Source organism: Bacillus sp. BPN334, assembly GCF_008368885.1.
Classification (GTDB): domain Bacteria; phylum Bacillota; class Bacilli; order Bacillales; family Bacillaceae_G; genus Bacillus_A; species Bacillus_A wiedmannii.
In genome coordinates, this window is record NZ_QOZW01000018.1 from 36,412 (window position 1) to 48,854 (window position 12,443).

The window sequence follows — 12,443 nt, forward strand, 5'->3', positions numbered from 1 at the left end:
TGAGATTAAAATGAGTTTAGTTAAAAAAGGTGCTGCTCTATTAATGGCAGCAACAATGGCATTATCTAGTGCCGCTTGTTCAAGTAGTAAAACGGAGGGGAAATCTGAAGCGCAGGCAAAAGTAGCACCAGTTGAAAAAAATGGTGATAAGACTGTAATTCGTTTTTGGCATGCGATGGGTGGAAAAACACAAGGCGTACTAGATGGGCTTGTTGCAGACTATAATAAGTCACAGAATAAATACGAGATAAAGGCAGAGTTCCAAGGGACATATGAAGAGTCTTTAACGAAATTTAGAACGATGTCTGCTACGAAAGAAGCGCCAGCTCTTGTTCAGTCGAGTGAAATTACAACAAAATATATGATTGATAGCAAAAAGATTACGCCAATTGATAGTTGGATAAAAAAAGATAAGTACGACACCTCAAAGTTGGAAAAAGCAATTACAAATTATTATTCAGTTGATGGAAAAATGTATTCTATGCCATTTAATTCATCTACACCAGTACTAATTTATAATAAAGATGCTTTCGCAAAGGCGGGCTTAGATCCAGAAAAAGCTCCGAAAACGTATGCGGAATTACAAGAAGCAGCGAAAAAGTTAACGATTAAAGAAGGCGGAAATGTAAAACAATATGGATTCTCCATGCTGAATTATGGTTGGTTCTTTGAAGAATTGTTAGCGACACAAGGTGCTTTATATGTAGATAACGAAAACGGTCGCAAAGATGCTGCAAAGAAGGCGGTATTTAACGATAAAGAAGGACAGAAAGTATTTGGAATGTTAGATGATTTAAATAAAGCTGGCGCACTTGGAAAATATGGAGCAAGTTGGGATGATATTCGTGCCGCGTTCCAGTCTGGACAAGTTGCTATGTATTTAGATTCTTCAGCTGGTGTTCGCGACTTAATTGATGCATCTAAGTTTAATGTAGGCGTGTCATATATTCCATATCCAGAGGATTCGAAACAAAATGGTGTTGTTATTGGCGGAGCATCATTATGGATGACGAATATGGTTTCAGAAGAAACACAACAAGGTGCTTGGGACTTTATGAAATATTTAACGAAGCCAGACGTACAAGCAAAATGGCATACTGCAACAGGCTATTTCTCTATTAATCCAGATGCATACAATGAACCATTAGTAAAAGAGCAATATGAAAAATATCCACAGCTAAAAGTAACAGTGGAACAATTACAAGCGACGAAGCAATCTCCAGCAACTCAAGGGGCTTTAATTAGTGTATTCCCAGAATCACGAGATGCAGTTGTAAAAGCATTAGAAGCAATGTATGACGGGAAGAATAGTAAAGAAGCGTTAGATGAAGCTGCCAAAGCAACTGATAGAGCAATTAGTATTTCAGCTCGTACGAGTCAAAAATAAGAAAAAGCCGTATCCGAAAAAGGATACGGCTTTTTCAAGGAGATAAGGGATCAAAAAAATGAAGAAGTCTTATCTCTTTTATATGAGTAAAGGGTCTAGAATGAATCTTGTCCTTTTCATTATTTGTTTAACTCCATTGCAACTTGTTTGCCATTTACGAAAACCTCTGCCACCGCTACTACAACTTCCATCACTTTTTTCATGTCTCATCTCTCCTTGTTTTTTGTTTCATTTCTTACTTTTAGTATAAGGAAATATAGCACTTGCAACTATCGAATTGGATGACAAGAGACTTACATTGTTGTAAGGACAATCGTTTTATTTGTAATAAATGTGATTTTGAATATGGATTCAGAAATTTCTGTTGTTTTGAACTATAATTAGAAAGAGAGTGGTTTAGAAAGAAGGGGGATAATATGAAAAGAATTCTTGTTATTAGTGATATTCATGGAGAAATAGAAAAGTTCGAACAGTTATTAGAAGAAGCTCAATATGATGCAAGACAGGATCAATTGATTTTATTAGGGGATTATGTAGATCGTGGTCCCAATGCGCGTGCTGTAATTGAAAAGGTAAAAGCGTTAAAAGAAGAGGGAGCCCTCGTTCTAAAGGGTAATCATGAAGATATGATGATTAAAGCGTTAACGACTGATGAAGAACGTTCATGGAACCATTGGGTAAAAAGGAATGGTGGAGATAAGACTTTATACAGCTATGGCTTTGTAGATGAAGATATTGTAGTTAATGAAGAAGCCTTCCAAAAACCAATTTTACAATCGCATGTTTTAGAGGAACATGTAAAATTTATTCAAGAATTAGATCATTACATTGAAACAGAAGAGTATATATTTGTACATGCCGGTGTTGAGCCATTGAAGCGAGTTTCGGAATGTGAACCATATACGTTAATGTGGATACGTAATGAGTTTCATAGTGGGTATAGTGGTGAAAAGGTTGTTGTATTTGGTCATACGGAAACAAAAACGTTTCATGGTAGTGAGAATTGTGGCGTGTATTTTGGGAGTAATCGTATTATAGGGATTGATGGCGGTGCTGTATATGGTGGCCAGTTAAATTGTTTAGAATTGCCGAGTAAAAAGGTGTACGTAGTAAAAAGTTGAAAGAGATAAGGGGAATCTTATTTCTTTCAATTTTTTATTAAGAAAAATTTAAGGAAGAATTTTTATAATAAATCTTTCAAATTTTATATTGAGAAAAACGTTAAAATATAATTATAAATAGGATTGAACGATATGGTGGAAGGTGAGAATATGCGCTTACTCGTAGTAGAAGATAATGCTTCTTTATTAGAGTCTATTGTCCAAATATTACGCGATGAATTTGAAGTAGATACAGCATTGAATGGAGAAGATGGATTATTTCTAGCATTACAAAATATATATGACGCCATTTTGCTTGATGTGATGATGCCAGAAATGGACGGTTTTGAAGTAATTCAAAAAATACGTGATGAAAAGATTGAAACACCAGTCCTATTTTTGACAGCGAGAGATTCTTTAGAAGATCGCGTGAAAGGCTTGGACTTTGGTGGGGATGACTATATCGTTAAGCCATTTCAGGCTCCAGAGTTAAAAGCGAGAATTCGTGCTTTATTACGACGAAGCGGTAGTTTAACAACAAAGCAGACTATTCGTTATAAAGGGATTGAACTGTTCGGAAAAGATAAAGACGTTCAAGTAGATGGACAAAGCATGAAGTTAACATTAAAACAATATGAGCTTCTAGAGTACCTTGTTCAAAATAGCGGAAAGATTTTAATGCGTGAACAAATTTTTGATCGTGTTTGGGGATTTGATTCAGATACGACAGTAGCAATTGTAGAAGTGTATGTACATCATTTACGTAAAAAATTAGAGCCATTCGGTTATCAGAAAGATATTCAAACTGTTCGAGGTATTGGATATATATTAAAAGAACAATGAAAAAGGGAAGCATGTTTCAGAAAACACGCATTCGATTGACTATATTGAATTCATTAGTATTTATTATCTTGATAGGTGTATTAGGCAGTATCATTTATTCATACACATATAATCGTATTTATAATGAAGTGGATCAATCTATAAAAATGAAGGCTCAGTTTGGAAAAAAATTTGATGCTAAAATATTACCAAGAAAACGTATGGAGAACATTAAAATTGGAGATCCCCGGATAACTAAAATAACTTGGAATGGGAAAGTAGTAGAGATAGAGGGAGATAACCATAAATTTCGTTCTAGCTTTGAAGGGAATTTGGATCAGTTTTTCCCAAAGAAGTTAGGGGATTTGCAAGATATTGAAGTGCAAGGACGATATTTTAGAACCTTTGCGTTTAAAGAAGATGGGAAAATAGTTCAAATTGTACGCGATACAACAGCTGAAGAAGAGATGCTAAATACTTTATTTTTAATTCTTGTTATAGGTTGTAGCGTAGGAAGTTTATGTGCAATAGGAATTGGCTTTTTCTTAGCTGGCAGGGCACTCATACCCATTCAAAATTCATGGGAAAAACAGCAGCAATTCGTTTCGGATGCATCACATGAATTAAGGACACCACTTGCAGTTATTCAATCAAAAACGGATGTGTTATTTCAGTCACCATCTGCGACAATAGAAGAAAAAGCGATGGATATTTCTACGATTTCAAAGGAGTGTAGACGGTTATCTAAGCTTGTAACTAATTTATTATTGTTAGCACGTTCGGATTCTAATCAAATTGAGATGGATAAGAAAACATTTGAAATGGATAAATTGTTAGAAGAAATAGTAGATCCATATAAGGAAATTGCTTCATATCAAGAAAAAGAGATGATATTAAAAGTAGAACATGACATATCATTTATGGGTGATAGAGAGAGAATTCATCAAATGATGGTCATATTGTTAGATAATGCGATGAAGTATACAAATGGGGGCGGGCATATTCAAATCGATTGTACGCAAACGAGCAGCTCAATTCGTATACGGGTGAAAGATGACGGGATAGGGGTTAAAGATGAGGACATCCCAAAATTATTTGATCGTTTTTATCAAGGTGATAAAGCGAGAAGTGCGTCAGAAGGAGCGGGATTAGGCCTTTCAATCGCAAATTGGATTGTAGAAAAGCATTATGGGAAAATATTAGTAGAGAGCAAATGGGGAGAGGGTACTTGTTTTGAAGTGAATTTCCCTAAAAACCAAAGAATATAAGTGAGAAGACGATCTTGTTTTTACAAGGTCGTCTTTTTTTAAGGGAAAGTTAAGAAACTATTTATAACATGTATGATATACAGAAAGTTAGCCCTATGAAGAAGCGATTATAAAAAGGTATTTGAGCAGATTATATCGATCATAATGTTATTTCGATTATGTATAGGGAATGATGGAAAAGAAAGTGTAAGAGGGAGGAATTAATTTTGAAAAAGAAAATGATGACGGTATTCACTATTGGAGTAATGAGCTTAAGCATATTAGGGGGTGCCTCTCCTTCTGAAACATCACAAGGAAAGACAAATTACACGCAGCGCAGTAAAGAACAATTAAATAATGGGAAGATACATGCGGTGCATACAGAAGAAAAGGCGGAGAATCTAGGTATTGAAACGGAAGGGAAAGAACAAATTACGCTAGAAAAAGAAATTCATGAGACGGAAGTAGGAAGAGAAGCTGAACAGTTAGGAATTTCGATTGAAGGAAAAGACGTTGGAACTCTTTCAGAAGAAATCTATGAAACAAAAGTGAAGCAAGAAGCGTTAAAGCTAGGCATATCTATAGAGAATACAACGATTGTAAATTTAATTAATCAAATTAATACGATTAAAATTAATGATGAAGCGGATAAATTAGGCATTTCGACAAATGGAAAAGAAATAGAAGACATTGCGGAAGAAATCTATGGAACGAAAGTAAGAGAGGAAGCAGGGAAGTTAGGTATTTCACAAAAAGGAAAAGAGATAGAAACGTTAGCGCAAGAAGTGTACGAACAAAAAGTGCAGGAAGAAGCAAAAAAATATCATATTGATTTGTATGGTAAAGATATATATCAAGTATTAAGCGAAATTAATGAACAAAAAGTGTTACAAATGGCAGATGAGCTTAATATGGATAAAATGAATATGAACGTTCAAGAACTAGCAGAAAAAATTAAAAAAAATCAGCCTGAAAAAGGAAAAGAACTAAATTTTGTACCGGTGATTCGCACGGATGCTGACGCGTTTTATTCTTATTTAACGAACTAAAAAGGGCGTGAGAGTGATACGGAGATGGAAGTGGTATATATGTATGGCTTTACTAGCTATAGCAGTATGGAATGTATATACAAATGGCATTACAAAGTATGTGGAGAAGTTAACATTCTTCAATATACAAAGCGGAAAAGAAGCAGATTTTAGTAATAATGATGAAAAGGTCATCTTATCAAATGTACCTTTAATTCAGCAATTACCAGAGCTAGATAGAGGCTGTGAAGTGACTAGCTTAGCGATGATGTTACAATATGCAGGCATTACAGTGGATAAGATGAAATTAGCAAATGAAATAAAGAAAGTTGATTTTATGAACGATGGTGTACGTGGGAATCCGAATGAAGGATTTGTAGGAAATATTTATACCTTTTCTGAATCTGGATATGGTGTATATCACGGACCACTTTTTCAATTAGCGAAAAAGTATTTACCTAATAAAGCTGTGGACTTAACAGGGAAGAGTATAGAAGAACTTTATAAGAGTGTAAAATCAGGACAACCGGTAGTTATGATTACGAATGCAAAATTTGCGCCATTAGATGAAGATGAATTTACTACATGGGAAACAAATAGCGGAGATGTTTCTATTACGTATAATGAACATTGTGTAGTACTGATTGGATACGATGAAGAATTTGTATATATTCGGGATCCTCTCGAGGATAGCCTAGATGTAAAAGTGCCGAGAGGAAAATTTGAAAAGGCATGGATGCAAATGGGGAGTCAGGCGATTAGTTATGTGAAAAGCTCTAAATGAATTAGTAAGGAAATATGTAAGCTGAAGTTCTCTTATTTTTTATGATTAAATCTTTAGAAGTAGTGAATATGAAAAAATGCATAATTGACAAAAAAATTACATGTTATCATTATATATTGTTTTATATATGTTAATTGTATAAAATTACACAAGTATTCACATTACATAAAGGAGGCTTATTATGCAAAAAATATTTAACTGGGTTAAATGTATGAGTATCAAGAAAAAATTAATCATTTCATTTTTTCTTATTTTAACTATACCAGGACTTATTATCGGTGGTGTTTCATATCAAACTGCCAAAACAAATTTTGAACAACAAATTACAGGTAAAGCAAAGGAAAATATTTCTGTTTTAAATACTGTTATTTCTCAAAATATAGAAGAGAAATTTGTTGATGCGGCGTATTTTGCAGACGTCTTAACAGAGGATACATATCCAAACGGACAAGAAGAAATAGTAAGAACGAAGTTAGCGCAATATATAAAACTTCATCCAGAAGTAGAAGGTATTTATATTGGAACACAGACGGGAAAGTTTATAAGAGAACCATTTATCAAAATGGCTGATGGGTATAATCCAACAGATAGATCTTGGTATAAAGAAGCACATGAAAATAAAGGAAAAGTAATTGTTACTGCACCATATCAATCAGCATCTACTAAAAATATGGTAGTGACAATTGCTAAAGAAGTAAAAGATGGTAAAGGTGTTATAGGAATTAACTTAAATTTAGATAACATCTTAAAAATTTCCAAAATGATTAACATTGGTGAAAAAGGTTATGCAGTTATTCTAGATCAAAATAAGCAAATTGTTAGTCATCCATCTAGAAAACCAGGTGCAAAAGTTACTGATCCGTGGATTAAACCAATTTATGAAGAAAAACAAGGAAATGTGTCTTATACAGAACAAGGTGATAAAAAGAATTTAATCTTTGCAACAAATGAGAAAACAGGATGGAAAGTAGTTGGGGTTATGTTCGACGAAGAAATTACCCAAGCTGCGAATCCAGTATTTTATAAGACTTTGATTGTCATTGCTATCGCTATTGTATTTGGTAGTGTATTAATTTATTTTATTACAAAGTCTATTACAAGACCATTAAGAAAAATAGCTGACTCAGCCCATAAAATTAGTAAGGGAGATTTGACAGAGAAAATTACAATCCATTCCAAGGATGATATAGGGAAATTAGGGAATTCATTTAATGAAATGTCTGCCTCTTTACAAGATGTGATTACTCAAATTAGTTTTTCAGCAGAACATGTCGCTGCATCGGCTGAAGAGTTAACAGCGAGCGTACAGCAAGCAAATGATGCGACAGATCAAATTACAATTGCAATGGAACAAGTATCAGGTGGGGCTGAATCACAAAGTCAAGGTGTTGAAGAAGGTGCGGCTACATTACAACAAGTAAATACAGCAATTCAAGATGTAACTGGAAGCGCGGAATCAATTTCTATCTCCTCATTACATGCGAGAGAAAGAGCTGAAGAAGGGGAAGAATTGGTTGAACAAACAGCAAAACAAATGCAGTCTATTTCTAGATCGGTATCCGATTCAGATGCTATTATTAAACTTCTTGATGAGAAATCAAAGCAGGTAGGAGCTATTTCTGAAGCGATTCAAAACATCGCTACTCAAACGAACTTATTAGCTTTAAATGCAGCTATTGAAGCAGCAAGAGCAGGTGAACAGGGCCGAGGGTTTGCTATTGTAGCTGATGAGGTTAGAAAATTAGCGGAGCAATCAGGAGCATCATCTGGAGAGATTGCAAATTTAATTGCAGAAATTAAGGCGGATATTGAACATACTGTTAAGGCAATGGATAATGTGAATGGAGAAGTTCAACAAGGCCTTGATGTTGTAACGAAAACGAAAGCAAGTTTTACGGAAATTTTAAGTTCTACTACACATATTGTTTCTCAAGTTAATCAAATGGTAGAAACAACGAAGAGAATTGCTGGAGATGCAAATGAAGTGACAAATGCTATTGATGAAATTGCAGCGGCTGCAGAAGAAAATACAGCTAGTATGCAAAGTGTTGCTGCTTCAACAGAAGAACAAGTGAATTCAATGGAAGAAATTAGTTCAGCTTCGCAAAACTTAGCTGGGATGGCCGAAGAACTACAAGCGATGACTAGTAAATTTAAAGTATAATAACAGCAGATAAGTAAGGTGATATTATTTTCACCTTACTTATTTTTCTATTCAGCAATTAGGGGAGTCATTAACGGGATGAAAAAAAGAAAAAGACTATGGAATTTATGGAAAACGATTACATTGTTAGTTTGTACAGTTGTAATTTTTTCTTTACTTGTGACAGATATATTAATTAGTCATAATGTAGAACGGACGACGGAGGATAGCCAAGCAGAGAAAGCAAAAACAATTGCACACATTGTGGCGAATGATTCAATTGTAATCGATGGTTTGATTGGGAAGGCAGATACTTCTGCAATCCAAACGTATACAAATAGAATATTAAAAAACACAGGTGTTCAATTTATTGTAGTTATGGACATGAATGGAATAAGAAAATCACATCCAAATCCTCAAAAAATAGGCCATCATTTTATTGGGGGAGATGAAGGGCCTGCATTGAAAGGAAAGGAACATGTATCGCTGGCAGAAGGAACTTTAGGTATTTCAATGCGAGTGTTTGTACCTGTATTTTCTGAAACAGGTGAACAACTTGGAGCGGTGGCCGTTGGTATTTCAGCAGATAATGTAAAAGAGAGAGTTAAGGAAAGTAGACATATCATTTACATTGGTGTCGGAGTTGGAGTACTAGTCGGAATTATAGGAGCAATATTGCTAGCTAGACATATAAAGAAAAGTTTATTCGGTCTTGAACCTCACAGGATAGCGAAGATTCTTGAAGAAAGAAATACGATGCTACAATCTGTAAAGGAAGGTATTATTGCTGTAGATAAGGAAGCCAATGTAACTTTAATAAATAATGAGGCAAAACGATTGTTTAAGAAAAGTGGACTTGAAGAAGATTTTATCGGTAAAGATGTTGAGTTGTATATGCCTAATTCACGTATAAAAGAAATATTACAAACGGGAGAGGTACAATTAAACGAAGAACAAAATATTTATGGAATTACGATTGTGACGAATCGTGTTCCTTTATATGTAAAAGGAGAAATAGTTGGTGCAATTGCAACATTTCGTGATAAAACAGAGATTAGAAAATTAGCAGAAGAATTAACTGGTATTAGGCTATATGCGGAAGCATTACGGGCACAATCGCATGAATTTATGAATAAAATGCATGTCGTATTAGGGCTTACACATATGAAGCAGTATGAAGAATTACAAAAGTATATAAGCGGTATGGTATCAGAGCATCAATATGAAATTGGTGGGGTTATGAAAAGAATAAAAAGTCCAGTATTTGCTGGCTTTTTACTTGGAAAATTTAGCTATGCTAGAGAGAAAAACATAAAATTAATCATAAGTGAAGATTCTTACATGCCAGAAATGGATGATGAAAGTATTACTCATGAACTGATTACGATTGTCGGAAATTTAATTGATAATGCATTAGAGGCAGTGACGAATTGTGAGAAGAAGCAAGTTGAACTTGAGATACAATATGGGGATGCATTAATCATTACAGTACAAGATACGGGGAAAGGTATACCAGAAGAAGAAATAGGGGCATTATTTACGAAAGGTTATTCCACAAAGGGAGATAACCGTGGTTATGGTTTGTATCTTGTAAAAGAAAGTATACAGCGAATAAATGGGGAAATTCATATGCATTCATTAGTAGGAAAGGGAACAACGATAACAATTGAAATACCTAAAGGTAGGGATGAGAGGTAAATATGATTAAAGTTTTAATTGTAGAAGATGACCCGATGGTAGCAATGTTAAATACGCATTATTTAGAGCAAGTAGGAGGGTTTGAACTTGTTCAAGCAGTTAACTCCGTTAAAGAAGCGATAGAAGTATTAGAGGAATCACGAGTAGATTTAGTATTACTTGATATTTTTATGCCTGAAGAAACTGGATTTGAGCTTTTAATGTATATTCGGAACCAAGAAAAAGAAATCGATATTATGATGATTTCAGCTGTACATGATATGGGGAGTATTAAAAAAGCATTACAATATGGTGTAGTAGATTATTTAATTAAACCATTTACATTTGAACGATTTAAAAAGGCATTAACTATATATCGAGAAAAACTTACTTTCATGAAAGAACAACAAAAAATTAGTCAATCGGAATTAGATTCGTTAATTTTGCAAAAAGAAAAAAGAGAGCCTACGGTCACTAAAGAGCTTCCGAAAGGATTAACGAAGCAAACGATGCAATTAATTTGGCAGAAGATCGAGTCGCTGAATGGACGAGCGTTTACAACAGATGAAATGGCGCAATTAGTTGGAGTTTCAAGAGTTTCTATTCGAAAGTATGTAATGTTTTTGACTGAAATTGGAGTATTAGAAAACGAAATGGTGTATCAACACGTAGGAAGACCAGTGAGTAAATTAAGATGTATTGACAAAAATAAAATAGAGTTTTACGTATAAGCGACTTATTATAAGTCGCTTATACTTTTTTTAATTACAAAATCAATTACAAAACTTACAAAAACTATTTTTACTATTGAAAGCGTTTTAATATTGTTATTAAGAAAACAAGGGGGTGCCATATGGGAATTCAAAAGAATGTGGAAGCGGTATCATTTTCTGAAGGAAATGAAGTACAAAGAGAATCTTTCGCTTCTAAAATTATGAATGTAAAAATCGGTGTTATACCTTTACCGTTATATGTAGTATTGGCTGCTATTATTTATGGGGCATCTGTATATAATAAATTGCCAGCAGATATGATTGGTGGATTTGCAGTTATTATGATCATGGGTATTTTCTTAGGCGACATTGGAATGAGAATTCCAATTTTAAAAAATATCGGCGGTCCGGCAATACTTTCGTTATTTATTCCATCATTACTTGTATTTTTTAACTGGATGAATCCAGCTTCAATGGAAGCTGCGACTATGTTAATGAAAAAATCGAACTTTTTATATTTATATATTTCTTGTTTAGTAGTCGGAAGTATTTTAGGAATGAATCGTAAAGTGTTAGTACAAGGTTTCGTTCGTATGTTTATACCTTTAGTAGTAGGGACGTTAGCTTCGGTAGCGGTAGGATTATTGGTCGGTTCACTATTTGGATTTGAAATGAAGCAAACATTCTTCTTTATCATCGTACCAATTGTGAGTGGTGGTATAGGGGAAGGGATTTTACCATTGTCGCTAGCTTATAGTGATATTTTAAATGAATCATCAGCAACGTTTGTATCACAGCTTATTCCAGCGGCTATTATTGGAAATATGTTCGCAATCGTGAGTGCAGGGTATATGAAGCGTTTAGGTGAGAAGAAACCGGAGCTTAGTGGTAACGGTGTATTAGTGAAAACAGACAATCAGGCAGAGTTATTAAAAGAACAAAATACAGAGAAGCCAATTGACTTCTCATTAATGGGAGCAGGTTTATTAATTGCGTGTACGTTCTTTATCTTCGGAGGATTTGCTTCTAAGTTCATCGGTATTCCTGGGGCAATCATTATGATTTTCTCAGCAGCACTTGTGAAATACTTTAAATTAATGCCAGCAAAAATGGAGCAAGGAGCATTCCATTTATATAAATTCATTTCGAAGAATTTAACTTGGCCGTTAATGGTTGGACTAGGATTGCTATATATTCCGTTAAAAGACGTAGCAGCAGTTCTTTCAGTAGGATATGTTGTTGTGTGCGCATCAGTTGTTCTTACAATGGTAGCATCAGGTTTTCTTGTAGGGAAAGTGATGAAAATGTATCCAGTTGAATCAGCAATTGTAACTGGATGTCATAGTGGTTTAGGTGGAACTGGAGATGTTGCTATTTTATCAGCTTCAAATCGTATGGAATTAATGCCGTTTGCGCAAATTTCAACACGTTTAGGCGGGGCAGCAATGGTTGTAACAGCGACAATTTTATTAAAAATGTTTTCATGATCAAACAAGCTAGCTATATTCATATAGCTAGCTTGTCAAATTAAGGGGAGATTAT

10 protein-coding genes are annotated in these 12,443 nt (G+C 34.4%); all 10 read left to right on the plus strand.

The genetic code is table 11. The features are described 5' to 3' along the window. Positions 1-10 precede the first annotated feature (10 nt). The 10 genes from DN393_RS24895 to DN393_RS24940 all read left to right on the plus strand — a co-directional run bounded on the left by DN393_RS24895 (position 11) and on the right by DN393_RS24940 (position 12,388). Positions 11-1,387 carry an ABC transporter substrate-binding protein gene (locus DN393_RS24895; protein WP_064477143.1) on the plus strand — a complete coding sequence of 459 codons (1,377 nt, stop codon included), beginning with the start codon at positions 11-13 and terminating at the stop codon, positions 1,385-1,387. A 416-nt stretch (positions 1,388-1,803) separates the two neighbouring features. Then, complete coding sequence (locus tag DN393_RS24900; protein WP_078183462.1) at positions 1,804-2,508, plus strand: metallophosphoesterase family protein; 705 nt, start codon at positions 1,804-1,806, stop codon at positions 2,506-2,508. Between the two features lie 150 nt (positions 2,509-2,658). Continuing rightward, positions 2,659-3,330: a response regulator transcription factor gene (locus DN393_RS24905; RefSeq protein WP_001238626.1), complete on the plus strand. Its 672-nt coding sequence runs from the start codon at positions 2,659-2,661 to the stop codon at positions 3,328-3,330. Next, a complete protein-coding gene (locus tag DN393_RS24910; RefSeq protein WP_078183463.1) occupies positions 3,327-4,577 on the plus strand; it encodes a sensor histidine kinase in 1,251 nt (416 codons plus the stop codon). The genes DN393_RS24905 and DN393_RS24910 overlap by 4 nt, the downstream gene beginning before the upstream one ends. Before the next feature lie 206 nt (positions 4,578-4,783). Next, positions 4,784-5,605: a transporter gene (locus tag DN393_RS24915; RefSeq protein ID WP_078183464.1), complete on the plus strand. Its 822-nt coding sequence runs from the start codon at positions 4,784-4,786 to the stop codon at positions 5,603-5,605. Between the two features lie 13 nt (positions 5,606-5,618). Next, positions 5,619-6,368: a C39 family peptidase gene (locus DN393_RS24920; protein ID WP_142289316.1), complete on the plus strand. Its 750-nt coding sequence runs from the start codon at positions 5,619-5,621 to the stop codon at positions 6,366-6,368. A 181-nt stretch (positions 6,369-6,549) separates the two neighbouring features. After that, positions 6,550-8,532 (plus strand): methyl-accepting chemotaxis protein, encoded by a 1,983-nt coding sequence (locus DN393_RS24925; RefSeq protein ID WP_064477138.1) that lies wholly within the window; start codon positions 6,550-6,552, stop codon positions 8,530-8,532. A 78-nt stretch (positions 8,533-8,610) separates the two neighbouring features. Then, positions 8,611-10,209, plus strand: a complete 1,599-nt coding sequence (locus DN393_RS24930; protein WP_064477137.1) for a sensor histidine kinase — start codon at positions 8,611-8,613, stop codon at positions 10,207-10,209. Between the two features lie 2 nt (positions 10,210-10,211). Then, complete coding sequence (locus DN393_RS24935; RefSeq protein ID WP_048541629.1) at positions 10,212-10,919, plus strand: response regulator; 708 nt, start codon at positions 10,212-10,214, stop codon at positions 10,917-10,919. 122 nt (positions 10,920-11,041) lie between these two features. Next, on the plus strand, positions 11,042-12,388 hold the full coding sequence (locus DN393_RS24940; RefSeq protein WP_000512725.1) for a 2-hydroxycarboxylate transporter family protein: 1,347 nt from the start codon (positions 11,042-11,044) through the stop codon (positions 12,386-12,388). Positions 12,389-12,443 lie beyond the last annotated feature (55 nt).

Bases quoted from the DNA above. Each gene is read 5' to 3' on its own strand.
- DN393_RS24895 (WP_064477143.1), top strand. From the start codon at position 11: ATGAGTTTAGTTAAAAAAGGTGCTGCTCTATTAATGGCAGCAACAATG.
- DN393_RS24900 (WP_078183462.1), top strand. From the start codon at position 1,804: ATGAAAAGAATTCTTGTTATTAGTGATATTCATGGAGAAATAGAAAAG.
- DN393_RS24905 (WP_001238626.1), top strand. From the start codon at position 2,659: ATGCGCTTACTCGTAGTAGAAGATAATGCTTCTTTATTAGAGTCTATT.
- DN393_RS24910 (WP_078183463.1), top strand. From the start codon at position 3,327: ATGAAAAAGGGAAGCATGTTTCAGAAAACACGCATTCGATTGACTATA.
- DN393_RS24925 (WP_064477138.1), top strand. From the start codon at position 6,550: ATGCAAAAAATATTTAACTGGGTTAAATGTATGAGTATCAAGAAAAAA.
- DN393_RS24930 (WP_064477137.1), top strand. From the start codon at position 8,611: ATGAAAAAAAGAAAAAGACTATGGAATTTATGGAAAACGATTACATTG.
- DN393_RS24935 (WP_048541629.1), top strand. From the start codon at position 10,212: ATGATTAAAGTTTTAATTGTAGAAGATGACCCGATGGTAGCAATGTTA.
- DN393_RS24940 (WP_000512725.1), top strand. From the start codon at position 11,042: ATGGGAATTCAAAAGAATGTGGAAGCGGTATCATTTTCTGAAGGAAAT.